This is a genomic window from Rhodopseudomonas parapalustris, assembly GCF_053772255.1.
Genome location: NZ_JAMKBZ010000017.1, coordinates 20426 through 43934, shown reverse-complemented (window position 1 = coordinate 43934; position 23509 = coordinate 20426). Strand labels below are relative to the sequence as shown.

25 protein-coding genes are annotated in these 23509 nt (G+C 64.8%); 14 read left to right on the top strand and 11 right to left on the bottom strand.

What is annotated here, in order from left to right; genetic code table 11:
* Positions 1 to 11 precede the first annotated feature (11 nt).
* The 4 genes from M9H71_RS15735 to M9H71_RS15720 all read right to left on the bottom strand — a co-directional run bounded on the left by M9H71_RS15735 (position 12) and on the right by M9H71_RS15720 (position 3007).
* Positions 12 to 533, bottom strand: a complete 522-nt coding sequence (locus tag M9H71_RS15735; protein WP_455405900.1) for a TRAP transporter small permease — start codon at positions 531 to 533, stop codon at positions 12 to 14.
* Between the two features lie 231 nt (positions 534 to 764).
* Complete coding sequence (locus M9H71_RS15730) at positions 765 to 1232, bottom strand: YbaK/EbsC family protein (RefSeq protein WP_455405899.1); 468 nt, start codon at positions 1230 to 1232, stop codon at positions 765 to 767.
* A 76-nt stretch (positions 1233 to 1308) separates the two neighbouring features.
* Positions 1309 to 2049 carry a haloacid dehalogenase type II gene (locus M9H71_RS15725; RefSeq protein WP_455405898.1) on the bottom strand — a complete coding sequence of 247 codons (741 nt, stop codon included), beginning with the start codon at positions 2047 to 2049 and terminating at the stop codon, positions 1309 to 1311.
* A gap of 88 nt (positions 2050 to 2137) precedes the next feature.
* Complete coding sequence (locus M9H71_RS15720) at positions 2138 to 3007, bottom strand: amidohydrolase family protein (RefSeq protein WP_455405897.1); 870 nt, start codon at positions 3005 to 3007, stop codon at positions 2138 to 2140.
* Between the two features lie 310 nt (positions 3008 to 3317).
* Here M9H71_RS15720 and ykgO point away from each other — a divergent pair, with 310 nt between their 5' ends.
* From ykgO to M9H71_RS15705, 3 genes are all read left to right on the top strand, one after another.
* Positions 3318 to 3443 (top strand): type B 50S ribosomal protein L36, encoded by a 126-nt coding sequence (gene ykgO, locus M9H71_RS15715; protein WP_013504065.1) that lies wholly within the window; start codon positions 3318 to 3320, stop codon positions 3441 to 3443.
* Positions 3444 to 3538: 95 nt separating this feature from the next.
* Entirely contained in the window at positions 3539 to 4201 is a 663-nt protein-coding gene (locus tag M9H71_RS15710) for a tetratricopeptide repeat protein (protein ID WP_455405896.1), read from the top strand.
* A 113-nt stretch (positions 4202 to 4314) separates the two neighbouring features.
* Positions 4315 to 4743 carry an OsmC family protein gene (locus M9H71_RS15705; protein ID WP_455405895.1) on the top strand — a complete coding sequence of 143 codons (429 nt, stop codon included), beginning with the start codon at positions 4315 to 4317 and terminating at the stop codon, positions 4741 to 4743.
* Positions 4744 to 4954: 211 nt separating this feature from the next.
* On the opposite strand, the gene pyk is transcribed toward M9H71_RS15705, so the two are convergent.
* The gene (gene pyk, locus M9H71_RS15700) at positions 4955 to 6388 is read right to left on the bottom strand and encodes a pyruvate kinase (RefSeq protein WP_455405894.1); all 1434 of its coding nucleotides are present in this window, start codon (positions 6386 to 6388) and stop codon (positions 4955 to 4957) included.
* Positions 6385 to 6969, bottom strand: a complete 585-nt coding sequence (locus M9H71_RS15695) for a DUF1036 domain-containing protein (protein ID WP_455405893.1) — start codon at positions 6967 to 6969, stop codon at positions 6385 to 6387. Before M9H71_RS15695 ends, pyk begins: the two co-directional genes overlap by 4 nt.
* 188 nt (positions 6970 to 7157) lie before the next feature.
* Here M9H71_RS15695 and M9H71_RS15690 point away from each other — a divergent pair, with 188 nt between their 5' ends.
* Together M9H71_RS15690 and M9H71_RS15685 are read left to right on the top strand one after the other, a co-directional pair.
* A complete protein-coding gene (locus M9H71_RS15690) occupies positions 7158 to 7457 on the top strand; it encodes a DUF1244 domain-containing protein (RefSeq protein ID WP_455405892.1) in 300 nt (99 codons plus the stop codon).
* A 186-nt stretch (positions 7458 to 7643) separates the two neighbouring features.
* On the top strand, positions 7644 to 7916 hold the full coding sequence (locus tag M9H71_RS15685; RefSeq protein ID WP_013504056.1) for a DUF2312 domain-containing protein: 273 nt from the start codon (positions 7644 to 7646) through the stop codon (positions 7914 to 7916).
* Between the two features lie 148 nt (positions 7917 to 8064).
* On the opposite strand, the gene M9H71_RS15680 is transcribed toward M9H71_RS15685, so the two are convergent.
* The 4 genes from M9H71_RS15680 to M9H71_RS15665 all read right to left on the bottom strand — a co-directional run bounded on the left by M9H71_RS15680 (position 8065) and on the right by M9H71_RS15665 (position 14777).
* On the bottom strand, positions 8065 to 9669 hold the full coding sequence (locus tag M9H71_RS15680; protein ID WP_455405891.1) for a DUF882 domain-containing protein: 1605 nt from the start codon (positions 9667 to 9669) through the stop codon (positions 8065 to 8067).
* A gap of 324 nt (positions 9670 to 9993) precedes the next feature.
* Positions 9994 to 12189 carry a L,D-transpeptidase scaffold domain-containing protein gene (locus M9H71_RS15675; protein WP_455405890.1) on the bottom strand — a complete coding sequence of 732 codons (2196 nt, stop codon included), beginning with the start codon at positions 12187 to 12189 and terminating at the stop codon, positions 9994 to 9996.
* A 369-nt stretch (positions 12190 to 12558) separates the two neighbouring features.
* Positions 12559 to 14046: a sigma-54-dependent transcriptional regulator gene (locus M9H71_RS15670; RefSeq protein WP_455405889.1), complete on the bottom strand. Its 1488-nt coding sequence runs from the start codon at positions 14044 to 14046 to the stop codon at positions 12559 to 12561.
* Between the two features lie 95 nt (positions 14047 to 14141).
* Positions 14142 to 14777 carry a TerC family protein gene (locus tag M9H71_RS15665; protein ID WP_455405888.1) on the bottom strand — a complete coding sequence of 212 codons (636 nt, stop codon included), beginning with the start codon at positions 14775 to 14777 and terminating at the stop codon, positions 14142 to 14144.
* A 363-nt stretch (positions 14778 to 15140) separates the two neighbouring features.
* Here M9H71_RS15665 and M9H71_RS15660 point away from each other — a divergent pair, with 363 nt between their 5' ends.
* From M9H71_RS15660 to M9H71_RS15630, 7 genes are all read left to right on the top strand, one after another.
* Positions 15141 to 17057 carry a M3 family oligoendopeptidase gene (locus M9H71_RS15660; protein WP_455405887.1) on the top strand — a complete coding sequence of 639 codons (1917 nt, stop codon included), beginning with the start codon at positions 15141 to 15143 and terminating at the stop codon, positions 17055 to 17057.
* A 78-nt stretch (positions 17058 to 17135) separates the two neighbouring features.
* Entirely contained in the window at positions 17136 to 17405 is a 270-nt protein-coding gene (locus tag M9H71_RS15655) for an AbrB family transcriptional regulator (RefSeq protein ID WP_455405886.1), read from the top strand.
* Positions 17402 to 17785, top strand: coding sequence for a type II toxin-antitoxin system death-on-curing family toxin (locus M9H71_RS15650; protein ID WP_455405885.1), 384 nt, complete (start codon positions 17402 to 17404; stop codon positions 17783 to 17785). The genes M9H71_RS15655 and M9H71_RS15650 overlap by 4 nt, the downstream gene beginning before the upstream one ends.
* 286 nt (positions 17786 to 18071) lie before the next feature.
* Positions 18072 to 18224 carry an aa3-type cytochrome c oxidase subunit IV gene (locus M9H71_RS15645; protein WP_164606873.1) on the top strand — a complete coding sequence of 51 codons (153 nt, stop codon included), beginning with the start codon at positions 18072 to 18074 and terminating at the stop codon, positions 18222 to 18224.
* A gap of 194 nt (positions 18225 to 18418) precedes the next feature.
* Positions 18419 to 19546 (top strand): Re/Si-specific NAD(P)(+) transhydrogenase subunit alpha, encoded by a 1128-nt coding sequence (locus tag M9H71_RS15640; RefSeq protein ID WP_455405884.1) that lies wholly within the window; start codon positions 18419 to 18421, stop codon positions 19544 to 19546.
* A 25-nt stretch (positions 19547 to 19571) separates the two neighbouring features.
* Positions 19572 to 19895, top strand: a complete 324-nt coding sequence (locus tag M9H71_RS15635) for a proton-translocating transhydrogenase family protein (protein WP_011159716.1) — start codon at positions 19572 to 19574, stop codon at positions 19893 to 19895.
* Between the two features lie 13 nt (positions 19896 to 19908).
* Positions 19909 to 21312: an NAD(P)(+) transhydrogenase (Re/Si-specific) subunit beta gene (locus M9H71_RS15630; protein ID WP_110784927.1), complete on the top strand. Its 1404-nt coding sequence runs from the start codon at positions 19909 to 19911 to the stop codon at positions 21310 to 21312.
* 178 nt (positions 21313 to 21490) lie between these two features.
* Here the strand turns inward: M9H71_RS15630 and M9H71_RS15625 are convergent, their stop codons facing one another.
* Positions 21491 to 21865 (bottom strand): VOC family protein, encoded by a 375-nt coding sequence (locus M9H71_RS15625; RefSeq protein WP_415216275.1) that lies wholly within the window; start codon positions 21863 to 21865, stop codon positions 21491 to 21493.
* Positions 21866 to 22069: 204 nt separating this feature from the next.
* Here M9H71_RS15625 and M9H71_RS15620 point away from each other — a divergent pair, with 204 nt between their 5' ends.
* Together M9H71_RS15620 and M9H71_RS15615 are read left to right on the top strand one after the other, a co-directional pair.
* Positions 22070 to 22357 (top strand): cupin domain-containing protein, encoded by a 288-nt coding sequence (locus M9H71_RS15620; protein ID WP_455405883.1) that lies wholly within the window; start codon positions 22070 to 22072, stop codon positions 22355 to 22357.
* A gap of 149 nt (positions 22358 to 22506) precedes the next feature.
* Positions 22507 to 23382, top strand: coding sequence for a hypothetical protein (locus tag M9H71_RS15615; RefSeq protein ID WP_455405882.1), 876 nt, complete (start codon positions 22507 to 22509; stop codon positions 23380 to 23382).
* The last annotated feature ends 127 nt before the right edge of the window (positions 23383 to 23509 follow it).

The following is a 23509-nucleotide window of genomic DNA, read 5'->3' as shown; positions in this document are numbered from 1 at the left end:
TCGGCTTCTTGTTATTCGATTGCTTCGCGCGCGACGTGAGGCTGCAGCACTTTCCGATCGCCTCTGAACAATCGGGCCGCCTTGTAGACGAGGACCAGAGCGATCATGCCGCAGCCGATCGGCAGGAAGAACCGCGTCGGCCACACCGTCACCGCCACGGTGCCGAGAGCCTGCTCGCCGATCTGATATTTCTTGATGGCGTCGCCGCCGGTCTGCCAGGCGAAGGCGCCGAAATAGGCCGCCGACACCAGTGCGACCACGCCGATCAGCATGTCCTGGACCCGGCGCGGGAAATGCTGAGTGGCGAGCTCGACCACGATGTGGCCGTTGGCACGCTCGATCATCGCCAGCGGCAGAAACACCACGGCGACCATGTAGTAGGCGGAGACGATCTCGACCGTCCCGTGCAGCGGCGCATTGAAAATGTAGCGAGCAACGACGTCGGCTGCGATGTGTAGCATCATCAGCACCAGCGCGATGCCGCCGATCCAGGCCAGCAACGCCGACGCGTAACCGAGCAATCTGCCCAGCATCTGTCCCCCCGCATGGATCGCATCGCCCGCGGGTTTTCCCGTCTTTTGCGTGTGCGGTCCGTAATCTTTTTCGTTGGCGACAGCGTCCAGTGCGCAGCGCTCAATGTCAAGCCCGTCGGCCCGATCCTGTTTCGAAGCAAATGAAATGTCGCATTGCAAAACTACGTTGTGGCCGTTTGGTACGGACTAATCGACAGGGATGTGGCTGTGGATCGATCAGCGAGATCGCTGTCAATCGCGCGCTTCGCAAACGTCGACCCATTCGGCGCCGACCAGTTCGGCCATCCGTTGCGGTGCGATCCGCACCGCGCTGTGGGTCGAGCCGGCGGCCGGAACCACGAGGTCGAATTGTCGCAGGGACACGTCGCAATAGATCGGAAGCGGCTCCTTCAAGCCGAACGGACACACGCCTCCGACCTCGTGGCCGGTGAGATCAGCAACTTCGTGAACGCCGAGCATCTTCGGCTTGCCGCCGAGCAGCGCCTTGGCCTTCTTGTTGTCGAGGCGCGTCGTACCGCTGGTGACGATCAGGACCACGCGCTCGCCGACGCGCAGCGACAGCGTCTTGGCGATCTGTTCCGGCGGCACGCCGTAGGCTTCGGCGGCGAGCGGCACGGTGGCCGAACTCATCTTCGATTCCTGAACGGCGATGTCGGGTGCGTGTTGCGCGAACCAGGCGCGGACGGATTCAAGACTCATGCGGCCCCTCAAAACCGGCGCTTCGAGCCGGCAACCGAGCAGCCGATATGCCGCAAAGCCCGTTACGGCGCAAATCTCAGTGGCTCGCGACGATCTCCGCCAGCGCCGTCAGCGAGCCGATGCGATGGTCTGGCTCGAACCCGAGCACATCCATCTGCGTGCGCAGCGCCTTGAACAGCGTTTGCGGCGGCAGCGGTCCTGGACGCCGCAGTTCGCGCGCCATCGCGTCGCGGCTGACGCGTTCGATCCAGGCCACGGTGAAGCCGAACGCCTTGGCGCCCGCCACGTCCCAAGGGTTCGACGACACGAACAGTATTTCGCGCGGCGCCACGCCGAGCCGTGCTTCGGCCAGCGCGTAGGCATGCGGATGCGGTTTGAACACCTTGGCGGCGTCGACGCTGATGACGTCGTCGAGCACGCGGTCGAGCCCGGTGTTGCGGGTGAGGGCGCCGAGCATATCGTGGCTGCCATTGGACAGGATCGCGCGCTTGCAGGGCGCGAGCGCATCCAGCGCCGACAGCGCTTCGGGATACAGCGCAAGATCGAGATATTTGGCGAAGATCCGCTCAAACGCGCCGCCGCCCGCCTCGATGCCGATGCAGTCGAGCGTGTAGGCGAGCGAATCCCGGGTGACGACCCCAAAGTCTTCGTAAGTCCCCATCTGCGAGCGCAGCCACGTATATTCGAGCTGCTTGATCCGCCAGAGTTGCGTGATCAGCTCGCCGTATCCGGGAAACTCCGTCTCGGTGATGGCTGCAACGGACTGAACATCGTACAGCGTGCCGTAAGCATCGAACACGACGGCCTTGATGGTCATGGGCGGGGCCCTCGGTTCGGTCGTCATTGCGTGGTGTACCCGGATCGGCGCTTAGCGCCGGCCCGGGTGCTTGTCATGACGGAGGATATCAGATCCCCAGCAGCTTGCGGGCGTTGTGCTTAAGCACCTTCGGCCGCACCTCGTCGCGGATCTCGAGCTTGGCGAAGTCCGACAGCCAACGGTCGGGCGTGATCACCGGCCAATCGGAGCCGAACAGCATTTTGTCCTGCAGAATGGTGTTGATGTAGCGTACCAGGATCGGCGGGAAGTACTTCGGCGACCAGCCCGACAGGTCGATGTAGACGTTGGGCTTGTGGGTCGCCACCGACAGCGCCTCTTCCTGCCAGGGGAAAGACGGATGCGCCAGGATGATCTTCATGTCGGGGAAATCGGCGGCGACATCGTCCATGTACATCGGGTTGGAGTATTTCAGCCGCATGCCCATCCCGCCCGGCATGCCGGAGCCGACGCCGGTCTGGCCGGTGTGGAACAGCGCGATCGCGCCGCCTTCCTGGATCGCCTCATAGAGCGGGTAGGCGAGCCGGTCGTTGGGATAGAAGCCCTGCATCGTCGGGTGGAACTTGAAGCCCTTGATGCCGTAGTCGGCGATCAGCCGCCGCGCTTCGCGGACGCCGAGCTTGCCCTTGTGCGGATCGATCGAGGCGAACGGAATCAGCACGTCGGAATTCGCCTTCGTGATCTCGATCATCTCGTCGTTGTTGTAGCGGCGGAAGCCGGTTTCGCGCTCGGCGTCGACCGGGAAGATCACCGCGGCGATTTTCTTGGCGCGATAATACGCAGCGGTCTCGGGCACCGTCGGCGGATGCTTGTTGGGCGAGCCGAAATACTCGGCCATCCGAGCCTGGAAGTCGTCGTAGCCGTCGTCGGCGTGGCAGCCGCACGGCTCCTCGGCGTGCGTGTGGATGTCGATAGCGACCAGGTCGTCGGGATTCAGCATCGGGCGTTTCCTTCGGGCGTTGCTCGCCTTCTTGGCGGCACAGAATTGATTATGGTGTATAATTATTTTGAGGAACTGTGAAGCGGTCCCGCACGCAGGATTGTGGCTTGTTCTGTTGCCTTATCGAGGTGTGGTGGACGGCGCGGACCGGTTTTCCGCATGCCATCCGCCGGTTCCGGCAGCGGATCGATTGACACGCGGGGACTCGCTGGATAGATAAACACCGTCCCGGGCGGGCTCCCGCCAGCGGGCTGTTCTCACTTTGCATTCGGCCAATTGTCACGGCCTTTCAAACAGTCAGGGTAGACCCATGAAGGTCCGTAACTCGCTGAAGTCGCTGCTTGCCCGCCACCGCGAAAACCGTCTGGTTCGCCGCAAGGGCCGGCTCTACGTCATCAACAAGACCCAGCGCCGCTTCAAGGCCCGTCAGGGCTGATCGCGAGAGCCGTTCGCGGCTCACGCCTTCGATTTCACGCCGCTGTGACGCGCGCGCTGCTTTGCAGCGCGCTTTGTCGTGTCTAGACTATCGCGATGGCGTTGATCTTCCCACATTCCCGGCGCGTCGGCTGCGTGCTGACGCTCGCTTTGTTGATCCTGGGAATGCCCGATGGCGCCTGGGCACAGGTGCCTGATGGCCCGAAGCATCCTTTGGAGAAACCGCTTGCTCAGCCGCCGGCCCCGCCGGAGAAGCTGCCGCGGGTTCCGACCGATCGTTCCAAGGGGCTCGATTTCCTGTTCGGCGCGCTGAAGGCCGCGCCCGATGAAGCCAGCGCCAAACACGTCGAGGGCCGGATCTGGGCGCTGTGGAGCCAGACCAGCAGCGACACCACGGCGCTGCTGATGGCACGCTCGAAAGTGGCGATGGACGCCAAGCAATATGACGTCGCGCTTAAGCTGCTCGACGCCGTGCTCGAGCTGAAGCCGGATTATGTCGAAGGCTGGAACCGGCGCGCAACGATCTACTATCTGCAGAACGAGTACATGCGCTCGCTCGAAGACATCGAGCAGGTGCTGGCGCGAGAACCGCGCCACTTCGGCGCGCTCGCCGGGCTCGGTATGATCATGCAGGAGCTCGGTGACGACAAACGCGCGCTCGATGCGTTCCGCAAGGCGCTTGCGCTCAATCCGCACCTCGACAAGGTGCCGGACCTCGTCAAGACGCTGTCCGAGAAGGTCGAAGGCCGCGACATCTGAGGCGGCTGACGGGCTCGTCCTTTCAATGCGGCCGGACGTTCCTACATCCAGTCTCCGCTGCCGCGGCCGGTTTGCCGCGGTTCATCATCGACAGCAGCACAGGAGAGCAAGGCATGAGCACGACATCCGGTTCGGCGAAGTGGCAGGGCGGCATCAAGGACGGCAAGGGCGCGATCTCGACCAAGAGCGGTGCGCTGTCGGATTATCCCTATGGCTTCGCCAGCCGGTTCGAAGGCAAGCCGGGCTCGAATCCCGAAGAGCTGATCGGCGCAGCGCACGCCGCCTGCTTCACCATGGCGCTGTCGCTGATCCTCGGCGAGGCCAAGCTCACCGCCGAGCAGATGGAAACCAAGGCCGACGTCACGCTGGAGAAGCAGGGCGACGGCTTCGCCATCACCGCGGTGCATCTGACCCTGACCGCCAAGATCCCCGGCGCCGACGACGCCACCTTCCAGGACTGCGCCGCCAAGGCCAAAGCCGGCTGTCCGGTGTCGAAGCTGCTCAACACCAAGATCACGCTGGACGCCAAGCTGGTGAGCTGAGCCAGCAACATCCTCTCCTCTGTCATTCCGGGGCGCTCACGAAGTGAGCGTACCCGGAATCCACATGCCCTGTGCAAGCTGTGAAGCACTGGGCGAGGGGGATTAGCGTAGCAACTAGTGTGATGGTTATGGATTCCGGGCTCGCGCTACGCGCGCCCCGGAATGACGAACGTGAGGTTGAACGAGGGAGGGCTTGCCTCTCCGTGCCGTCTCACACGTCCGTGTCGTTCGGGCCGACATAGGCGATGCGGACCATGTTCGTCGCGCCCGGTGTGCCGAGCGGGACGCCGGCGACGACGATGATGCGCTGGCCGGACTTGGCGAAGCCGTCGCGGAAGGCGATCCGGCCGGCGCGGTCGACCATGTCGTCCTGATCCTTGGCGTCTTCCGCCACCACGCAATGCACGCCCCACACCGCCGACAGCTTGCGCCCGGTGTTGATGTTCGGCGTGATCGCCACCACCGGCACCTTCGGCCGTTCGCGCGCGACGCGCAGCGCGGTCGAGCCCGACGAGGTCCAGCAGATGATCGCCGACAGATCGAGGGTTTCGGCGATCGAGCGCGCCGCGCCGGCGATGGCGTCGCCCGCGGTCGCTTCCGGCTCCGGCCGCTGCGCGGTCAGAACGCCGCGATACAGCGGGTCGCGTTCGACCTCTTCGCCGATACGATTCATGGTCGACACCGCCTCGACCGGATATTTGCCGGCGGCGGATTCGGCCGACAGCATGATCGCGTCAGCGCCTTCATAGACCGCGGTGGCGACGTCGGAGACTTCGGCGCGGGTCGGCACCGGGCTTGAGATCATCGATTCCAGCATCTGCGTGGCGACGACAACCGGCTTGCCGGCGCGCCGCGCCATTCGCGTCATCTGCTTCTGCAGGCTCGGCACTCGCTCCAACGGCATCTCGACGCCGAGGTCGCCACGCGCCACCATCAGCGCGTCGGAGACATCGAGGATGTCCTCGAGTCGATCGATTGCCTGCGGCTTCTCGATCTTGGCCATCACCGCGGCGCGGCCGCGGATCATCCGCTTGGCCTCGACGACGTCCTCGGCGCGCTGCACGAAGCTCAGCGCCACCCAGTCGATCCCGGTTTCGCAGGCGGCTTCGAGGTCGGCGCGGTCCTTGTTGGTCATCGCCGACATCGGCAGGTCGGTGTCGGGCAGGCTGACGCCCTTGCGGTCGCTCATCTTGCCGCCGATCACCACGCGGGTCACCGCGCGATCGCCCTCGGTCTCTTCGCAGATCAGCCGCACCTTGCCGTCGTCCAGCAGCAGCGCGTCACCGACCTTCAGCGCGGCGAGGATCTCCGGATGAGGCAGATGCACGCGCGTCGCGTCGCCCGGCTCCTTGATCGAGTCGAGCACAAAACTCGAGCCGTTGTTGAGCTGAATCGGCCCGTTGGCGAACGAGCCCAGCCGCAGCTTCGGTCCCTGCAGGTCGACCAGGATGCCGATCGGCCGGCCGTAGCTGCTTTCGACGTTGCGGATGGTCTTCACCAGCTCCCGCATCTTGTCGTGCGGGGTGTGGCTCATGTTGATCCGGAACACGTCGGCACCGGCCTCGAACAGCTTGCGGATCATCGCGCTGTCGGAGGAGGCGGGGCCGAGCGTGGCGAGGATCTTGATCCGGCGCAGGCGTCTCATGGCTTGGTCCCGGCCTCGCCTGGCGTGCCAGGCGTGGCGGGGGCGGTGCGGCCCGGCGTCGGAGGGATGCCCGGCAGTCCGGTCCCTGGCGCCCCGGGCATTCCCGGCAGCTTCTGCATGTTCTGTTCGTTGCTTTCAGTCAGTTGCACGGTCCAGGCCCGTTGCTCGCCGGTGTCGACCTCGAAGAAGCCTGTGCGGTCGAAGCCGCGCGCCAGGCAGTTCTCGGTCCCTTTGATGGTGAATTCCTTGTCGCGCGAGCACATGAAAGCCTGGCCGGACCATTCCCCGCCGCGGTCGTAGTCGAGCGCGTAGATGTAGTAGTACCGCGCGACCAGCGCGCCGCGCAGCAGCGTCTCGCAGCTGCGCGACGACACGTTCCACCAGCCTTCGGTGGTCCAGCCGTCGACGTCCTTGTAGCCCAGCGCAATTCCCACCCGGCTCGAGGTGTTGTTGCACAGCCGGAAGTCGGCCGCAGCCGGGACGCTGCCGCACAGCAGTACGCCGACGGCCAGCGCCGCGGTCACGGCTGCGGCGGGTCGGGCCCAGATGTGCCGGAAGGGGAGGGAATCTATGATGATCATGCAGCCAAGCTATACCAATTTGCTGATGATTTCGCGTGACAGAGGCGGCCTGTCAACGGCCGCGCCTGCCGCCGAGCCGTCTGGACCGGAGCCGCGGCGCGGCGGAGTCGGCTGTAGCCTCCAGATGTGGCAAAATCTCAGCCCGTCCCCATTTGGGGAGCACCACAAGCTCAGCATAAGGTGATCGCATGGACGACAGCACCCGGACAGAACTGGAGGCGGCGGCATTTCGCCGTCTGGTGGCGCATCTGCGCGAGCGCACCGACGTTCAGAACATCGATTTGATGAATCTCGCCGGGTTCTGTCGCAACTGCCTGTCGAACTGGCTGAAGGACGCCGCCGACGCGCAAGGCGTGGAAATGAGTCGGGACGAGAGTCGCGAGGCGGTCTACGGCATGCCTTACGAGACCTGGAAGGCCAAGTACCAGAGCGCGGCCACCGCGGACCAGGTCGAAGCGTTCAAGAAATCTCACCCGCACAGTCACTGACGCGGCGGCGTCGCGCTGCGCATCAAGGCGCAAATTCGGCGCCGGATATTTCCGCTGTGGGTCGCTGTGGATGGGCGCGATGCCCCTTGACGGGAGGCGTCGCGACGAAGAGTGTCCGGCGCAGATGCGGCGCGCGAGGCGACCGCCCCGCCGCTTTTTCCAATCATTATCTGCCAGGAGTGCACGATGGCCACCTCCGCTGCCGCCGTCCAGGACGATCCCGCGACCAATTTCGCCAAGGACCAGCTCCGGGCGATCATCGAGCGGATCGAACGTCTCGAGGAAGAAAAGAAGACGATCTCCGACGACATCCGCGACGTCTATGCGGAAGCCAAGGGGAACGGCTTCGACGTCAAGGCGCTGCGCACTATCGTGCGGATGCGCAAGCAGGACGCCAACGAGCGCGCCGAACAGGAGACGATCCTGGAGACCTACATGCAGGCGCTCGGGATGCTCTGAGGCCGGCTTCGGTGGGAGTCTGCACCGGACCGTCTCGATCCGCGATGGTCCGGCAAGACATCGCTCAACAAGACATCGTTCAAAACGAAAAATGCCCGGGGCGAACCCGGGCATTTTTTATGGATAGGATGGGATCGAAGCGAGGCCGTCAGCGCGATGCTTGGTCCGGGAACGACGTGGTGGTCAGCGTCGCCACCGCTGTGCCGCTGAAGGCATCGGCATAGAGGCCCGGCTGCGGATCATCGGCAAAGCCCATCGCCAGCGTGGCGTCCGGTTTGACGAAATAGCCGGTCAGCAGCGTCATGTCGGTGTCGCCGATCACAGTTGCGGCGGTGCGGATCGCCCGCGGCATCAGGATCATCGCGCGAATCCAGACGTCGTTGTCACGGCTGCCGGCTGCGGCGAGCCGCGCCGAGTTCGCCACCACGGTCTTGCCCTGTCCGGATTTGCCGATCACGCTGTCGATCTTGCCCGACACCGCGGCATGGCGCGACGGTTGAGCGCGGAAGCTGTGCGGGATCGGCGCACTGGCGGTGACCACCCGCGGATGCCGGCTTCGCGCATGCTGCGAGGTGTTGTCCTGGACCGACGGCGCGTAGGCCAGCGCATTCATGGCCGCCTCGTCCGATTTGTCAGCGGCGGCCAATGCCTCGCGAGCGCTGATGGCGGCGACCTGAGGGCGTTTCGCCTGCTCGGAGGCCAGCGGGAAATCGTCCCAGAAGCCGCGGGCGTTGATGATATCGGCCGGAGTCTGCAGCTTCGCTTCGGCGGATTTGATGTCGGCCGATTTGGCTTCCGTCTGCGTGGCCTTGGCCGGGCGCGGCGCCGGCAGCACCACGTCGCCGGCGGAGGCGAGCTGGATCGCAGCGGCGGGTTTGGCGCGCGGCACCGGCACCGGATCGCTGCTGCCGACATCGGCGGTCTTCACGCCGGCGGCGGCTGCCACGGCGTCAGCGGCGGCGACCTTGATGTCGGCCATCGGTTTGGCACCGGAGGGCTTGGCCACGGCTGCCGTCTCGTCCTCGTCGTCACGCGATTTGCCGCCGAACAATGCCGCGAGGAAATTGGTCTTGGCCGGCGCGGCACTGCTGCCGTCGCGACGGTTTTCGATGTCCGCCATGGCCAGCTCGTAGCCGCGCAGCGGCTTGCCATTGGACGGGATGTGCACGGTGCGTCCGTCCGGGAACACGCGGGCCAGCTGGTCGGCGGTCATCCGCGGCCAGTGCCGGATTCCGCCGGTATCGAGATGGACGAACGGTGAGCCCGAGGTCGGATAGAAGCCGACGCCGCCACGCTGCAGCCGCAGGCCTGCGAAACGGATCTTCTCCAGCGCGACGCCCGGAATGAAAAAGTCCATCGCATGCCCCAGCATGTGCTGGCTGTGGCGAGCCACGCCGGAGGAGCGGCGGCGAAGCATGGAGTTGGTGGAGGGGGAGCGGTAGGCGGAGATAATCTGAATTGGCTGTTTGGCGTCGACGTCCCGGTAGACTTCCCAGAGAATGTCGAACAGTCGGCGGTCCATCACCGTCTGGTCCTGGGACCGCCAGTCGCGCAGGAAATGGTTGAGCTGTTTCAGCGCATCTTCGTCGTATCGGCCGCTGCGCTTGAAGGTGACGGTGAGGCTTTCGCCCGAATGGGTGTGGTGGAACGAAAGGGTCCGGCTGTCGCCGACCGCGGACGCGTCATGGACCGAACCGGCGCCCACCAGCAACAATGCCGTCGTCAGCATGGCGCCGTAACCAGCTCTGGGCATCGACAGTGATTTCAGACGGCGCGAAATTGCAGCCAGCACGAAAGCAGCCCCACCAATGGTCGACCAACAAACCCTTGCCCGCGAACCCCAAGCCAGCGTGGCAGGGTAAACGCGCCGTTCACCGAAGTTAGCGATCCGGAAACGGCACCCGTGACCCCAAGTCGATCGTCAACCCTAACCCTCTGACTATGGCGAAATCGAGCCCGGTGCCCCAATCTAGATGGAGGATGGTTAATCTAAGTTAACGACAAAAGGGCCCGCCTCGCGGCGAGCCCTTGATATCGTTCAGTAACTTTCCGCGCCCGGGGTGGACGCGAGGATTGCTCAGCGGGTGTAGACCCGGCGCTGATTGCGCGCAGCCGGCTGCTGCGGCCGCGGCTGCGGTCCGCCGAACAGGTTCTCGAGGAACGAGAACGGGTTCGACGTGGCCCCCGACGAGCCGGTGTAGTCGCCGGCGACGCTCACGCCATCGGGCAGACGGGTGGGGCGGGTGTAGTTCGGCTGGGCGTGCGCCACCACGGCTTCCAGGTTCTTGCCCTTGTCGTTCTTCAGCAGCGTCAGCATCGTCGCGTCGCGGCCGTAGATGTCCTTGCGGAGCTGCAGCTTGCCGGAATCGTCGACGAACGCGGTCTGATAGGTGATGTTGACCGGGATCGGGGTCGGGAAGTTGAGATTGACCTCGTTACGGCCGTACATCGACCGGATCTTCGCCGGGGTGTAGTTCTTGTCCGGCATCGTGATGTTGAGCAGCGTCGCGGCGTACTGATCCGGATTCTGCACCCGCATGCAGCCGTGGCTGTAGGCGCGCTCGGTCTTGGCGAACAGGTTCTTGTCCGGGGTGTCGTGCTGATACACCAGGAACTTGTTCGGGAAGTTGAAGCGGATGCGGCCGAGCGCATTGGCTTCGCCCGGCGGCTGCGAGATGTGGATCGACCCGTCGCGGTTGCGCGACAGCTTCAGGCCCATGCGGTCGAGCACGGTGGGATCCTGCTGCAGCGCCGGCAAATATTCGTTGTAGATGATCGACGGCGGCACGTTCCAGGTCGGATTGACGGTGATGTACTTCATCGTCTCCGTAAGCAGCGGGGTGGCGTGCTTGCCCGGCTTGCCGGTGACGACCCGGGTCGACCACACTTCGGCGCCGTGCTGCATCACCTTCAGCGTGTAGTCCGGAATGTTGAGGATCACATAGGCGTCGCCGAGCGAGGGGACGCCGAGGTCGCGCGGCAGCCAGCGCCACCGCTCCATGTTGACGATGATGGTGTCGATGGTGCGGTCGCGCTTCGGCGTGTTCAGCGCCTTGACGGTGCGGTCGTCGAGCACGCCGGTGGCCTTGAGGTCGGCATGGCTCTGGAAGTGCCGCACGGCCGCCGCGACGGTGGCGTCGTAAGTGGTGCTGTCGGCGTTGTCGGTGATGCCGAGGCGGGCGCGGAGCTGCGGCACCCGCGGATCGTCCATCTTCACTTCGGCGCGCTTCTTGCGGGCCGGCTGGTAGCGCAGCGTCTCGCCCTCGGCGATCTTGGCCACCGGCTTGTCGCCTTCGCCGCGCAGCTCGGCGAGCTTCTTCTTCAGCTCGCGATACAGCTTGTGCGGCGGGTTGTAGCTGTCGAGCGCCGCCGAGGCGTCGGCCGCGGTGGTGACCTTGTCGAGCACCTGAGACGGATCGATCGGATGCTCGGGATACTGGATGTCGCCCGACACTTGCGACCAGTGCATCCGGCCGCTCTGCGCCTGGCGCGCATAGTCCATCATGCTCTCGGTCAGGCGCAGCTCGGCCTCGGCGAGCGCCTCTGGCGAGGTCGCGGCCGTAAAGTTCGGCACCGGATAGTCGTCGGGATCGAGGCCGTCGGCGGCGGCGTCCTTCAGCCGCGCGATCACGCCCTTGGCCGGGGCGGTCAGCGCGCCGGCGCTGGTCCACACCGGCGCATAGTCGCGGGTCTCGTAGAACTTCTCGACCGCGCTGCGCTCGGCCTTGCGCTCGAAATAGCGGTTGGCGCTCTTGGCGAGCAGATCGCGAAGCTGATCGGCGACCGGCTGGTCGGCCGTCGCGACCTTGCTGGCGGGCTGCTGCGGTTCGGCCGGTTTGGGGGAAGCGGCTTGTTCGGTTGCCGGCTTGGCGGGCTCGGCCGCTGGCGCAGCGGCCGTCGCAGCCGGTGTTTCGGCCTTCGGGGCGTCGGCCGCCGGCGTGGTTGCCGCGGTGTCGTTGCTCGGACCGGCAGCGGAAGGAGCGGCGGCGGTCGCGTTCGACTTGTCGCCCGTCGCTGCGGAAGGCGCAGCAGCGTCCTTGGTCGATTCGGCGGCTACGGGCTTGGCCGGGGAATCGATCTTGAAGTCACCGATCGAGGGAGGCGGAAGATCGACCGGGCTCGGAACCGGAACGGCGGCGTCGATCGCGAGATCTGCCGGTGACCGTGTTGGCGACTGCGCCAGCACCGAGGTCGCCGACACGGTGAGGAAGGTCGCCGCGACGGCCATCAGCACGCCTTCGAAACCGCGGCGTCCAGTCGAGTGATCTCGCATTCATCTACCCCTTTGGGAAAGCTGCCCGGCCGGCAGTTCGTGACTTGCAGTTCGTGACTTGCAGTTCGGTCTTCGAGCGTCGGGCCTCCGCCCGTGGAGCGGCGCGCGGCCGATCCCTTGCTTCAGTCGGAGGATACACAGGCCCGGTTCGAGCGGCCAGCATCGGCCGGGCAGACTCACGACAAACTGACCCCAAATGCTCTTTTCACTGAGGCGGTTCGGGCTTGTGCCATGGGCCGCCCCGGTTGTCTGTCACTCTCGCGCCACGGTGCGACAGGTTCCGCGAATCAGCGGCCCCGCGAGCCGCCACTCTGCAGCCACATTTGCTCCGCCGTCCCGAATCCATGCCTGGGCCGGCGGTGAAGTTCGTTACTGCGCCTCGGCCTGAGCGGCGCGTTCGGCTTCGATCTCGTCCAGTTTGCGATACAGCGTCGAGCGACCGATCTTCAGTCGCCGCGCCACTTCGGACATCTGGCCGCGATAATGCGAGATCGCGAACCGGATGATCTCGCGCTCCATCTCGTCGAGCGGGCGCACGTCATCGTCTGCAGTCAGCATTGACAGATTGCCGACGCTCGGCAGCGGTGCGATCGGCACTTCGCTCGCGGCGATGAATTGCGGCTCGCTGCGTTCGATCACCAGCGGCTCCCCGGTTGCGTCGTCCGCCGGGACGACCGACGGTGCGATCGCCAGCGGGAAGTCGGCGAGGCCGAGCTGGTCGCCGTCGCTCATCACCACTGCGCGATACACTGCGTTTTCGAGCTGGCGGATGTTGCCGGGCCAATCGAGCTGCGCCAGCCGCGCCATCGCCTCACCGGTGATGCCGCCGATGCTGCGGTTCTCTTCGGCGCAGAACCGCATCAAGAAGTGCCGCAGCAGCGGCGGGATGTCCTCGCGGCGGGTGCGCAGCGGCGGGACCGTCAGCGGCAGCACATGCAGCCGGTAGAACAGATCTTCACGGAATTGGCCGGCCTTCACGCGGTCGAGCAGCCGGCGATTGGTGGCCGAGATGATGCGGACATCGACCTTGATCGGCCGACGTCCGCCGACCGCTTCGACCGCGCCTTCCTGCAGCGCGCGCAGCAGCTTGACCTGAGCGCTCAGCGGCAGCTCGCTGACTTCGTCGAGAAACAGCGTGCCGCCAGAGGCTTCGACGAACTTTCCGTCGTGACGTTCGGTGGCGCCAGTGAACGCGCCCTTCTCGTGGCCGAACAGAATCGATTCGACCAGATTGTCGGGGATCGCTCCGCAATTCACGGCGACGAACGGCTTGGTGCGGCGGTCGCTGGAGCCGTGAATGGCGCGCGCGAACAGCTCCTTGCCGACGCCGGATTCGCCTTCGATCAGCACCGGGATTGCCGAGCCTGCCGCCTTCTCGGCGGTGCGCAGCACCGGGGCCATCGCCTCGCTGCGGGTGATGATGTCGGAAAACGTCAGCCGGCCTTCGCGGGCATGGCGAATGCGCTGCAGCTCGCCCTTCATCGCGCTGGCGTTGAGCGCGTTGCGCAACGACACCTGCAGCCGCTCGATGCCAACCGGTTTGACGACGAAGTCGTGCGCGCCGGCACGCATCGCCGAGACCACATTGTCGATGCCGCCATGCGCGGTCTGCACGATCACCGGCACGTCGAGACCGCCGGCGCGAATCTTCGACAGCACGCCGAGTCCGTCGAGGCCGGGCATCACCAGGTCGAGCACCACGGCATCGATCGCAGGCGCATCGGGCGCGGTCAGGACTTCGACCGCAGCGTCACCGCTATCGACAGAAATCGCCTCGTAGCCGCACTTCTGCACCATGTTCTCGACCAGCCGACGCTGCACTGCATCGTCGTCGGCGATCAGAATACGCTCAACCATTACTCGCTACTGCCCCAACCCGAACTGTCCCGAATTGGCGCACGATTGCGACGAATGCGTTAACGCTTGGTGAAAATGACGAGGGTTATCCGCTGTTATCCGAAGGCGTGCGGCCAGATCTCGAGCACGCCGCGATAGATCATGTCGCCGGCCACGTAGAGAATGATGGCGAGGCCAATATAGGCGATCCAGCGGTGCTTGTGCAGCAGCCGCGCGATGAAGCTGGCGGCGAGACCCATCAGCGCGATCGACAGGCCGAGGCCGAACACCAGAATCACCGGATGCTCGCGCGCCGCGCCGGCCACTGCCAGGACGTTGTCGAGCGACATCGAAACGTCCGCCAGCGTGATCTGCCACACCGCTTGCGCCATGGTCTTGGTCGGTGCGCCGCTCGCCGCGCCGGCTTCGCCGTCGAGAGCATCGATGTCTTCCGGCGGATTGCGCAGCTCGCGCCACATCTTCCAGCACACCCACAGCAGCAGCACGCCGCCGGCCAGCAGCAGGCCGATGATCTGCAGAAGCTGCACGGTGACGCTGGCGAAGGCGATGCGCAGCGCGGTGGCGACCAGGATACCGATCAGGATTGCTTTGCCGCGCTGCTGCTTCGGCAGGCCAGCGGCAGCGAGGCCGATGACGACGGCGTTGTCGCCGGCCAGCACCAGGTCGATCATGACGACCTGAGCGAATGCTGTAAGTCCTTCGGGCGTGAAGATCGCGAGAAAGTCGGTCATCGGGCGCTCCGTGAGCGTCCAGTCCGACATCACAGTTCAGACGAACTGCCAGAGGGGCCCGGTCCAGGACGTTGTGGCATGCCGCGCAGTCGAAACGACCGCGCCATCGCTTGCGTCGCTCCGATTCCATCACCAGACAGCGCGATGGTCAATCGCCACACAGTGATGGCTGATTATTCGGGAACGAACGCTTTGCAGCGGTGTCGTAATCCTGCCGCCGAGCTTGATCAAGGCGGCGAAGGCCTGTGCGAGGCGCGCTGCCTTGTCGCAGGGTTGTTCCCTTGAAGGAAACTGTGACTTGCGAAGCTGGTGACGGAGCTAGTAGCGTTTCGCAAGGCAAATCGCACGCGATCTGAAAGCACCATGGCGAAATCCGCGACCTCCCGAACCGCAAAGACCTCTTCCCGCAAGTCCACCCCCGCCAAATCAGCACCGCGCAAGGCTGCGCCGAGCAAGGCGAAAGCTGCCAAGACCGCGACGGCGGGCCGGAAGACGGCACCCAAGCCGGCGAAGCTGCCGGAGTGGAATCTGACCGATCTCTATCCGGCGATCGACGCGCCGGAGGTCGCCGCCGATCTCGACCGGCTCGATGCCCAATGCGCGTCGTTCGAGGCCGATTTCAAAGGCCGGCTCGCCGAGGAGACCGCGAAGGATGGCGGCGCGGTGTGGCTCGCCGGCGCGGTCAAGCGCTACGAGGCGATCGAGGATTTGGCTGGTCGGCTCGGCTCCTATGCGGGTCTGGTCCACGCCGGCGACAGCGTCGATCCGGTGAAGTCGAAATTCTATGGCGACGTTTCTGAACGACTCACCGCGGCCTCGGTGCATCTGTTGTTCTTCACCCTCGAGCTGAACCGCGTCGACGACGCGGTCCTCGAAACCGCGATGCAGACGCCGGAACTCGGCCATTATCGGCCGTGGATCGAGGATCTGCGCAAGGACAAGCCGTATCAGCTCGAAGATCGCATCGAGCAACTGTTCCACGAGAAGTCGCAGACCGGCTACGGCGCCTTCAATCGTCTGTTCGACCAGACGATCTCGTCACTGCGCTTCAAGGTCGGGGGCAAGGAGCTGGCAATCGAGCCGACGCTGAACCTGATGCAGGATCGCGCGCCGGCCAAACGCAAGGCGGCGGCTGAAGCGCTGGCCAAGACCTTCAAGGCCAACGAGCGCACCTTTGCGCTGATCACCAATACGCTCGCCAAGGACAAGGAAATCTCCGACCGTTGGCGCGGCTTCGAAGACGTCGCCGACAGTCGCCACCTCGCCAACCGGGTCGAGCGCGAAGTCGTCGACGCGCTGGTCGCCTCGGTGCGCGCCGCTTATCCGAAGCTGTCGCACCGCTATTACAAGCTCAAGGCCGGCTGGTTCAAAAAGAAGAAGCTGCCGTATTGGGATCGCAATGCGCCGCTGCCGTTCGCGGCCACCGGCACGATCGCCTGGCCGGACGCGCGCAGCATGGTGCTGACCGCCTACAATGCGTTCTCGCCGGAAATGGCGCAGATCGCCGAGCGGTTTTTCACCGATCGCTGGATCGATGCTCCGGTACGGCCAGGCAAGGCGCCCGGCGCGTTCTCGCATCCGACCACGCCGTCGGCGCACCCCTATGTGCTGATGAATTATCAGGGTAAGCCGCGGGACGTGATGACGCTGGCCCACGAGCTCGGCCACGGCGTGCATCAGGTGCTCGCCGCCAAGAACGGTGCGCTGATGGCGCCGACGCCGCTGACGCTGGCGGAGACCGCGAGCGTGTTCGGCGAAATGCTCACCTTCCGGCGGCTGCTGACGCAGACCAAGGACCGCAAGCAGCGTCAGGCGCTGCTCGCCGGCAAGGTCGAGGACATGATCAACACAGTGGTCCGGCAGATCGCGTTCTATTCGTTCGAGCGCGCGATCCACACCGAGCGTCGTAGCGGCGAGCTTACCGCGCAGCGGATCGGCGAGATCTGGCTCTCGGTGCAGGGTGAGAGCCTCGGCCCGGCGATCGAGATCAAGCCGGGCTACGAGAGCTTCTGGATGTATATCCCGCACTTCATCCATTCGCCGTTCTACGTCTACGCCTATGCGTTCGGCGACTGCCTGGTGAACTCGCTCTATGCGGTCTACGAGCACGCCCAGGAAGGCTTCGCTGAGCGCTATCTGGCGATGCTGGCGGCCGGCGGCACCAAGCACTATTCGGAACTGCTGGCCCCGTTCGGGCTCGATGCCAAGGATCCAAGATTCTGGGACGGTGGCCTGTCGGTGATCGCCGGGATGATCGACGAGCTGGAGGCGATGGGCTAGGGCGGTTCAGCGGCGTAAAACGTTTGTTGAACAGAGTGTCGTCCTCCGTTATACGTTTTGTATAACGGAGGCTTGCCCATGGACGGCCGAACCAAATCCGACAACGAGACTGGCCGCGTTCTGGCGACGGTCGAGATCAAAAAGATCGGCAATTCTTCGGGACTCATCTTCTCAAAGGAGCTGATGTCTCGGCTCAACCTGAATGCCGGCGACCAGCTTTACGCGACCCTGACGCCGGATGGCGGCATTCGATTCACGCCATCCAATCCCGACTTCGAAAAGGCGATGGAAGTCGCTCGCCGCGGCATGAAGCGCTACCACAATGCGCTGGCCGAGCTTGCCAAATGAGCGAGCCGTTCTGGCTGACTCGCCAGATGATCGTCGCCATTCATGACGAGCAATTGGCGGTTCATGGCGGGGCCGGCGGCTTGCGGGACGAGGGCATGTTGGAGTCGGCGCTCTATCGCCCGCGCAACAAATGGAGCTATGAACAGGCCGAGCTGCCCGAGCTTGCAGCCGGTTACACGTTCGACATTGCGCGAAACCATCCGTTCGTCGATGGCAACAAGCGAGCCTCGTTGCTCGCGCTTCATACGTTCCTTGGCGTGAACGGCATCGATTTCATCGTCTCTGAGGCCGATGCGGCGGCCATGATTCTTTCTCTCGCCGCAGGCGAAGTCAGCGAGGCCAGCCTGACGCGCTGGATCCGGGACAACTGGCCTGCCTGAGACGTGGTCGGGCGATCGCGCCGTGACCTCGAACCTCAATTCGTCTTCCCAAAAAGCGTGGTTGCTCCGCAGTGCGGAATAATCAGTTGTCGCCTTTTGCAATCGCTTCGTAAGAGCTTGTTCTAATCGTGTGTTACGATCACACTGCGCGGGCGATCGGTGATGGCGGCCTAGACTTTCGAACGAACCCAAACTGGCTAGGCTGACAATTGCTGCAGTGCCGTTGCCCTCGCAATAAGATTGCGCTAATTGCATCCCCCACTTCTCGAAGATGTCGGAGAGACGAATGGCAGAGCACCACGAGTTTGCCTACACGACTGCCGATGGCAACGACTACGCCGCGCATGAGCAGACCTACGAAGGGTTCATCAAGCTGGTGAAGTACGGCACCGTCGCCGTGATCGTGATCGTCTCGCTCATGGGCATTTTCCTGACTTGATCTGTGCTGGAGTGCGCCGTTACACGCGGCGCTCTCTCGGAGAACGCCCCGGCAAAGTGGAGTCCGGTTTGCCCCCGGACGTTCTCCAAACAAACAAGTAAGCGCGCATCCCGGTCCCAAAACCGGTCCCACTTTTGCGGGGTGCGCGCATATCTCGCTCGCTCACGCGCGTGCTTCGCGCCGCCGGAGGCTCCATGAAGATTGCTGTTGCCAAAGAACAAGATCCCGCCGAGCCGCGCGTCGCGGCGACGCCCGACACGGTCAAGAAGCTGAAAGCGCTCGGCGCCGAAGTCGCGGTCGAGCCGGGCGCGGGCCTCAAATCCGGCCTGCCGGATTCCGATTTCACCGCCGCCGGGGCCACCGTGTCCGCCGACGCTCTGAAGGACGCCGATGTCGTCTTCAAAGTGAAGCGTCCGGAGGCGTCCGAACTTGCCAGCTATAAGCGCGGTGCGCTGGTGCTGGCGATCATGGACCCCTACGGCAACGACGCCGCGCTGAAGAGCATGGCCGATGCCGGGATTGCCGCCTTCGCGATGGAGCTGATGCCGCGCATCACCCGCGCCCAGGTGATGGACGTGCTGTCGAGCCAGGCCAACCTCGCGGGCTATCGCGCCGTGATCGACGGCGCCGAAACCTTCGGCCGCGTCTTTCCGATGATGATGACCGCGGCCGGCACCGTGCCCGCCGCCAAGGTGTTCATCATGGGCGTCGGCGTCGCCGGTCTGCAGGCGATCGCCACCGCGCGCCGTCTCGGCGCCATCGTCACCGCGACCGACGTGCGTCCCGCCACTAAGGAGCAGGTCGAGAGCTTGGGCGCCAAATTCCTCGCCGTCGAGGACGACGAGTTCAAGAACGCCCAGACCGCCGGCGGCTACGCCAAGGAAATGTCCAAAGAGTATCAGGCCAAGCAGGCCGCGCTCACCGCCGAGCACATCAAGAAGCAGGACATCGTCATCACCACAGCGCTGATTCCGGGCCGGCCCGCGCCGCGCCTCGTCACCGCCGAAATGGTGAAGTCGATGAAGCCCGGTTCGGTGCTGGTCGACCTCGCGGTCGAACGCGGCGGCAACGTCGAAGGCGCTCAGCCGGGTCAGGTCGTCGAGATCGATGGCGTCAAGATCGTCGGCTACACCAATGTCGCCGGCCGTGTCGCTGCGTCGGCCTCTGCCCTCTATGCGCGCAATCTGCTGAGCTTCTTCGAGACCATGGTCAACAAGGAGAAGGCTCTGGCGGTGAACTGGGACGACGAACTGGTGAAGGCCACCGCGCTGACCCGCGACGGCGCCGTCGTTCACCCGAACTTCCAGCCCAAGTCGGCGTGAGCGCGACCGCTTAAGGAGAGTTGCTATGGAGCATATGGTTCAAGCGGTCGATCCGTTCGTGTTTCGGCTGTCGATTTTCGTCCTTGCCGTGTTCGTCGGCTATTTCGTGGTGTGGTCGGTGACGCCTGCGCTGCACACACCGCTGATGTCGGTGACCAACGCGATTTCCTCGGTGATCGTGGTCGGTGCACTGCTCGCCGTCGGCGTGTCGCTGGTCGGCAACGACAACGGTCCGCTGTGGGCGCGCGGCTTCGGCTTCGTCGCGCTGATCTTCGCATGTATCAACATCTTCGGCGGCTTCCTTGTCACCCAGCGCATGCTGGCGATGTACAAGAAGAAGCAGAAGTGATTAGGGGCCGTCGATGAGCGCCAATCTTTCCGCATTTCTGTATCTGATCGCAGGCGTCCTGTTCATTCTGGCGCTGCGCGGTCTGTCGTCGCCTGCCACCAGCCGTCAGGGCAACCTGATGGGCATGAGCGGCATGGCGATCGCGATCGTCACCACGCTCGCCGGCCATCCGCCGGCCGATCTGCTCGGTTGGGTGCTGGTGATCGCAGGCATCGCCATCGGCGGCGGCATCGGCGCGGTGATCGCCAAGAAGGTGCCGATGACCTCGATGCCCGAACTGGTCGCCGCCTTCCACTCGCTGGTCGGCATGGCCGCGGTGCTGGTCGCGGCCGGTGCGTTCTATGCGCCGGGTGCGTTCGACATCGGCGAGCCGGGCAACATCCACGCCCAGAGCCTCGTTGAAATGTCGCTCGGCGTCGCCATCGGCGCGCTGACCTTCACCGGTTCGGTGATCGCGTTCCTCAAGCTGTCGGGCCGCATGAGCGGCGCGCCGATCCTGTTGCCGGCTCGGCACGTGGTGAACATCGCGCTCGGCGTCATCATGTTCGCGGCGATCATCTACATGGTGATCACGCAGAGCGAGGTCGCCTTCTGGGTGATCACCGGCGTCGCGCTGTTGCTCGGCATCCTGATCATCGTCCCGATCGGCGGCGCCGACATGCCGGTGGTGATCTCGATGCTCAACTCCTATTCGGGGTGGGCCGCAGCCGGCATCGGCTTCACGCTCGGCAACTCGGCGCTGATCATCACTGGCGCGCTGGTCGGCTCCTCGGGTGCGATCCTGTCCTACATTATGTGCAAGGGCATGAACCGCTCGTTCATCTCGGTGATCCTCGGCGGCTTCGGCGGTGAAACCGCTGCGGCCGGCGGTGGCGGCGGCGAACAGCGCCCGGCCAAGCTCGGTTCGGCGGACGACGCGGCCTTCATCATGAAGAACGCCTCGAAGGTCATCATCGTGCCGGGCTACGGCATGGCGGTGGCGCAGGCTCAGCACGCGCTGCGTGAAATGGCCGATACGCTGAAGAAGGAAGGCGTCGAGGTGAAGTACGCGATTCATCCGGTCGCCGGCCGTATGCCGGGCCACATGAACGTGCTGCTCGCCGAAGCCAATGTGCCCTACGACGAGGTGTTCGAACTCGAGGACATCAACTCGGAGTTCGCGCAGGCCGACGTCGCGTTCGTGATCGGCGCCAACGACGTCACCAACCCGGCGGCCGAAGAGGATCCGTCCTCGCCGATCTACGGCATGCCGGTGCTGCAGGTCTGGAAGGCCGGCACCGTGATGTTCATCAAGCGGTCGCTCGCCTCCGGTTACGCCGGCATCGACAACCCGCTGTTCTATCGCGACAACACCATGATGCTGCTCGGCGACGCCAAGAAGATGACCGAGAACATCGTCAAGGCGATGGCGCACTAACCGCCGACGTCTTGCCCAAAACGAAACGCCCGGCCGCGAGGCCGGGCGTTTTTGTTTTTCGGCGGAGGTCGTCGCCACACCCTTCATGGCGAGCGAAGCGAGGCAATCCACGGCTCAGTCCACTGCGCTTCTGGATTGCTTCGTCGCTTCGCTCCTCGGAATGACGGGAGCGCGAGCCTCACATCCGGTGCATCACGCAGAGCTTGTTGCCGTCGGGATCGCGCAGGTAAGCGAGGTACAGCTTCATCTCGCCCATCGCGCGGATGCCGGGCGGGTCCTCGCAGCTCGTCGCGCCGTTGGCGACGCCGGTGGCGTGCCAGGCGTCGGCCTCTTCCGGGGATTTCGCTACGAAACCGATGGTGCCGCCATTGGCGGCGGTTGCGGGCTCGCCGTTGATCGGCTTGCTGACCGCGAAGGTCCCGGTCTTGGTCCGGTAAAAAATACGATGACGATCGACCACCGCAGGGGGAATGCCGAGGGTGCCGAGCAGCTTGTCGTAGAAGTCCTTCGCCGCTTCGAGATTGTTGGTGCCGATCATGATGTGTGAAAACATGGCGTTTCCCGTGTGCTCCTTGGTGCTTTCACCCTGAGGGTGCCCGCCGACTATACCGTTCGCCAGCCATCTGGCGATACCGCCGGAACATCTCCGCGCTGATTGTACGCATGGCCCCGACGTCGCATCGCCGGATGTCGGGCAGGACGATTGGTGGTATCCGTTTCTCGGTTGGCAGTGCTCTTGCCCCGGAGAAGGAACGACATGACGGTTGCGGCAAAATCCGAAGTTCAGATCGACAACGCCGAAGTGCGTGTGACCGAGTGGCGGCTGCCGCCGGGGTCGGCGACCGGGCACCACACCCACGGCATGGACTATGTCGTGGTGCCGATGGCTGACGGCGAGATGACCATCGTGGCGCCGGACGGCTCGCGCTCGCTGGCCCAGATCAAAGCCGGCCGGTCGTATGCCCGCAAGGCCGGGGTCGAACACGACGTTCGCAACGAATCCACAGCCGAGATCGTGTTTCTCGAGATTGAATTGAAGGCTTAACCTCTCGTTAAGCCACAAGCTCCAGCTTCGCCGGTGACCTGTCGGGTGGCGCTCAGAACGCTTCGTTCCGGTGCCACCGATCGGTCGCAGTTGATCCCTCAATCAGCCTCAAACTTCCAGCATCACCCTTTGCGGGGAAGAGGCCGGCCATGCTGAAATTCATCACCGAAAAACTGCTCGGGCAGATCCTGCCGTCGGTGGTCGCGACCGTGATCGGCGCCTATGTCGTCAATCAGTACATCGTCGCCAGACCCGACGCGCCGCCGCCGGCCCCCCCGGCGCAGCAATTCGACTCGGCCAGGGCGGCCGTCAAGCCGGCCGAACCTGTTGCAGCCTTGATGGTTCCGGAGCCCGCCAAGACCGAGCCAGCGAAGAGTGAGCCGCTCAAGGTCAAGCTCGGCGCCGAGAAGATCTCCACCGAGAAGACGGCGGCCGAGAAGCCTGCGGAGCGTCCGGCCGGCCGGCATCAGCCGCATGACAGGGCCTCGTCCTCGACCAAATCAACGACGAACACAGCCTCTACGACGCCGGAATCGGTCAAGGCGCAGGAAGAGCGGAACGAGGCTGCCCGCGACCCCAACGAGGTGCTGCGGGCCGCTGTCGAACGGCTGCGCGCCTCGGCCCCGGCCGAGGCCTCCTCCCGGGCTCGCGAGACCGCCAGCCGTGCGCCTGAGCCGCCCAAACTGTCCGAGCCGTTGCGCGCGCAGGAGCCGCCCCGCTTCCAGGAGACCGCACGCGTTGTGGCTCCGGTGCTCCCGCCGGCCGTGAACGTCGCGCCGGCCGCCATCTCGATCGCGCCCTATGCCAATCCTCCGGCGGCGACGGTGTCGGTGCCGGCAAGCAATCGTCCTGCCGATTCGATCGGATCGAGTGACGGTGACCAGCAGCCACCGACGCCACCGGCCGACATTCCAGGGGCGCGCGCGGATGGGTCCGGCGCCGGTAATGCCGCCCGCAAGCCCTCGGTCGCGGAGGATGTGCTGTTCAGCGCCAAATCGGTGCTGCATTCGGTGCTGCCGCGCTAGCAGCAAAGCCGGCATCTGCGGGTCCGGTTTGACCCGTGCCAATGTTCAGCGTGGCGCAGCCGGCGAGATGCCGGCTCGACGAGTCGGCACCGCAACGGAAAACGCGGGCTCGGAGCCCGCGTTTTTC

Bases quoted from the DNA above. Each gene is read 5' to 3' on its own strand.
- M9H71_RS15620 (WP_455405883.1), top strand. From the start codon at position 22,070: ATGACGGTTGCGGCAAAATCCGAAGTTCAGATCGACAACGCCGAAGTG.
- M9H71_RS15710 (WP_455405896.1), top strand. From the start codon at position 3,539: ATGGCGTTGATCTTCCCACATTCCCGGCGCGTCGGCTGCGTGCTGACG.
- M9H71_RS15655 (WP_455405886.1), top strand. From the start codon at position 17,136: ATGGACGGCCGAACCAAATCCGACAACGAGACTGGCCGCGTTCTGGCG.
- M9H71_RS15690 (WP_455405892.1), top strand. From the start codon at position 7,158: ATGGACGACAGCACCCGGACAGAACTGGAGGCGGCGGCATTTCGCCGT.
- M9H71_RS15720 (WP_455405897.1), bottom strand. From the start codon at position 3,007: ATGCTGAATCCCGACGACCTGGTCGCTATCGACATCCACACGCACGCC.
- M9H71_RS15615 (WP_455405882.1), top strand. From the start codon at position 22,507: ATGCTGAAATTCATCACCGAAAAACTGCTCGGGCAGATCCTGCCGTCG.
- M9H71_RS15695 (WP_455405893.1), bottom strand. From the start codon at position 6,969: ATGATCATCATAGATTCCCTCCCCTTCCGGCACATCTGGGCCCGACCC.
- M9H71_RS15675 (WP_455405890.1), bottom strand. From the start codon at position 12,189: ATGCGAGATCACTCGACTGGACGCCGCGGTTTCGAAGGCGTGCTGATG.
- M9H71_RS15705 (WP_455405895.1), top strand. From the start codon at position 4,315: ATGAGCACGACATCCGGTTCGGCGAAGTGGCAGGGCGGCATCAAGGAC.
- M9H71_RS15625 (WP_415216275.1), bottom strand. From the start codon at position 21,865: ATGTTTTCACACATCATGATCGGCACCAACAATCTCGAAGCGGCGAAG.
- M9H71_RS15660 (WP_455405887.1), top strand. From the start codon at position 15,141: ATGGCGAAATCCGCGACCTCCCGAACCGCAAAGACCTCTTCCCGCAAG.
- ykgO (WP_013504065.1), top strand. From the start codon at position 3,318: ATGAAGGTCCGTAACTCGCTGAAGTCGCTGCTTGCCCGCCACCGCGAA.
- M9H71_RS15665 (WP_455405888.1), bottom strand. From the start codon at position 14,777: ATGACCGACTTTCTCGCGATCTTCACGCCCGAAGGACTTACAGCATTC.
- M9H71_RS15630 (WP_110784927.1), top strand. From the start codon at position 19,909: ATGAGCGCCAATCTTTCCGCATTTCTGTATCTGATCGCAGGCGTCCTG.
- M9H71_RS15640 (WP_455405884.1), top strand. From the start codon at position 18,419: ATGAAGATTGCTGTTGCCAAAGAACAAGATCCCGCCGAGCCGCGCGTC.
- M9H71_RS15670 (WP_455405889.1), bottom strand. From the start codon at position 14,046: ATGGTTGAGCGTATTCTGATCGCCGACGACGATGCAGTGCAGCGTCGG.
- M9H71_RS15725 (WP_455405898.1), bottom strand. From the start codon at position 2,049: ATGACCATCAAGGCCGTCGTGTTCGATGCTTACGGCACGCTGTACGAT.
- M9H71_RS15650 (WP_455405885.1), top strand. From the start codon at position 17,402: ATGAGCGAGCCGTTCTGGCTGACTCGCCAGATGATCGTCGCCATTCAT.
- M9H71_RS15735 (WP_455405900.1), bottom strand. From the start codon at position 533: ATGCTGGGCAGATTGCTCGGTTACGCGTCGGCGTTGCTGGCCTGGATC.
- M9H71_RS15730 (WP_455405899.1), bottom strand. From the start codon at position 1,232: ATGAGTCTTGAATCCGTCCGCGCCTGGTTCGCGCAACACGCACCCGAC.
- M9H71_RS15635 (WP_011159716.1), top strand. From the start codon at position 19,572: ATGGAGCATATGGTTCAAGCGGTCGATCCGTTCGTGTTTCGGCTGTCG.
- M9H71_RS15685 (WP_013504056.1), top strand. From the start codon at position 7,644: ATGGCCACCTCCGCTGCCGCCGTCCAGGACGATCCCGCGACCAATTTC.
- pyk (WP_455405894.1), bottom strand. From the start codon at position 6,388: ATGAGACGCCTGCGCCGGATCAAGATCCTCGCCACGCTCGGCCCCGCC.
- M9H71_RS15645 (WP_164606873.1), top strand. From the start codon at position 18,072: ATGGCAGAGCACCACGAGTTTGCCTACACGACTGCCGATGGCAACGAC.
- M9H71_RS15680 (WP_455405891.1), bottom strand. From the start codon at position 9,669: ATGCCCAGAGCTGGTTACGGCGCCATGCTGACGACGGCATTGTTGCTG.